Source organism: Massilia sp. LC238 (assembly GCF_000735635.1).
Lineage (GTDB): Bacteria > Pseudomonadota > Gammaproteobacteria > Burkholderiales > Burkholderiaceae_D > Telluria > Telluria varians.
Window position 1 is genome coordinate 1 of sequence record NZ_JNNN01000016.1, and the last position, 1,829, is coordinate 1,829.

The window sequence follows — 1,829 nt, forward strand, 5'->3', positions numbered from 1 at the left end:
TGAGGTCCGAAGATCCCCCACTTTCTTCCGTAGAACGTATGCGGTATTAGCGCAACTTTCGCTGCGTTATCCCCCACTTCTGGGTACGTTCCGATGTATTACTCACCCGTTCGCCACTCGCCACCAGGCCGAAGCCCGTGCTGCCGTTCGACTTGCATGTGTAAAGCATGCCGCCAGCGTTCAATCTGAGCCAGGATCAAACTCTTCAGTTCAATCTCTGTTTGTCGAAAACCGCATTGCTACGGCTTTCGAAATCGATCCACTGGATCGATTTCGCTCACTCAAGATACTGACCGTTATCTCATTGCTGAGACAACGCTTAATACTTTTGTGAACATTTGATAATTTAAGTATGCAGCTGAACAAGTCAGCCGGCACCTTCATCAAACGCCCACACTTATCGACTGTTGATTGTTAAAGAACCGTTGTTCTGTACTACCTTGCTGCACCTTACGAAGCGTTGTGTTCGTCAGCAGCAGAGAAGTGAGATTATGCAGTGTTTCGCTTAACTCGTCAACCCCTCGTCTCTTTCGCTGTCGCTGCTGTAAAAGCTGCGGTGTGCGTCGGAGAAACGAGACTATAGCAAACCCGGTGTGGAACGGCAAGGGCATCGTTGGCCGGAAGCGACTGTACAAAGGAAGCTGCAAGCTTCTCCTTGGCGTCCAGGCCTCCGCGTTCCATAGTGGGTCTAGGCGTGTGGACATTGAAGGAAGGAGGTTTTCCGCGTACTGTTTGACCATGGAAAAAATTGACCAGGCGAATGATCCAGATGACCTAGAGATGCGCAATATTATTGAAGAGGCGCGTGTCGTTCTTCCTGGTGTCCAGGCTTTGTTTGGTTTCCAGACGATCGCGGTCTTCAACGATCGCTTCGAAGAGCTGGCGTATTACGCGAAGGCCTGCCATGCCGCGGCGCTCATCATGGTGATCGTTTCCGTCGCCATGGTCATGACGCCGGCGATCTACTACCGCACCTGCCGGGGCCACGCCACGGGGGCGATGGTGAAGCTGTCGTCGGTAATGATTCGCGGTGCGCTCTGCCCGCTTGCAATCGGCCTGGCCCTGGACATGTTCACGGTCATTCATATCGTCACGGCGGGCATGTCGGCACGCATGATGCTCAGCGTTGCCGCTGCGCTGGGAACGCTCTTGCTATTGTCGGGTTTGTGGTTCTACGTCCCGCGCCGGGCGCGCGCAATGACTCGTAAAAACCGGCGTCCCTGAGCGTTTTCGCTTATGTGAGTTGTCGAACAGATGAGTTTTCTTGCAGCCGGATAATCAGTGCTGCGACATCAATCGGGATCCGATTGAACCGTGCCCTGGCACTATGGTCGAAGCACGTCAGCCTGCATGACGCGGGGAGTATTTTGAACTGGGCTGCATTCACCAACCCGAAGTTCCGATATCGGGGGGAGCATTACGGTGGTGAGTGTTGGCCCAGCCGTGCAAAGTACCGGCGACTTCGGCGCGTAAAGGCAAGGGCGGGCTAGTCGGCACGCCTCCCACCGGGTTGCGGTGTCGCACAGCTGGGACCTGGCCGGGAAACCGGTCGGGCGGAAGCCTCGGTTCATGACCGGGGCTTTTTTTTGCCCAAAGCCGGGCGCCGGCGGCGCAGTCGCACTTCGCTGCAGAGCGGCCGGAGCTTCTCGAGCATAAGCCACAAAAGCAAAAAGCCCGCTCAGACTTAACTGAGCGGGCTTTGCATATAACTAGCCTGACGATAACCTACTTTCACACTGGTTGCAGCACTATCATCGGCGCAAAGTCGTTTCACGGTCCTGTTCGGGATGGGAAGGGGTGGGACCGACTTGCTATGGTCATCAGGCTTT

General features: G+C 55.3%; 1 protein-coding gene and 2 rRNA genes. 1 reads left to right on the top strand and 2 read right to left on the bottom strand.

Features of this window, described 5'->3' with window-relative positions; all coding sequences use genetic code 11:
* Positions 1–212, bottom strand: a 16S ribosomal RNA gene (locus tag FG94_RS03660); the annotation flags it as partial.
* 526 nt (positions 213–738) lie between these two features.
* Between FG94_RS03660 and FG94_RS03665 the strand changes: the two genes are divergently transcribed.
* Positions 739–1,224, top strand: coding sequence for a DUF6328 family protein (locus tag FG94_RS03665; RefSeq protein WP_036207256.1), 486 nt, complete (start codon positions 739–741; stop codon positions 1,222–1,224).
* Between the two features lie 488 nt (positions 1,225–1,712).
* On the opposite strand, the gene rrf is transcribed toward FG94_RS03665, so the two are convergent.
* Positions 1,713–1,825: ribosomal RNA gene (rrf, locus tag FG94_RS03670) — 5S ribosomal RNA — on the bottom strand.
* Positions 1,826–1,829 lie beyond the last annotated feature (4 nt).

Coding starts and splice junctions, on each gene's coding strand:
- FG94_RS03665 (WP_036207256.1), top strand. CDS start 739: ATGGAAAAAATTGACCAGGCGAATGATCCAGATGACCTAGAGATGCGC.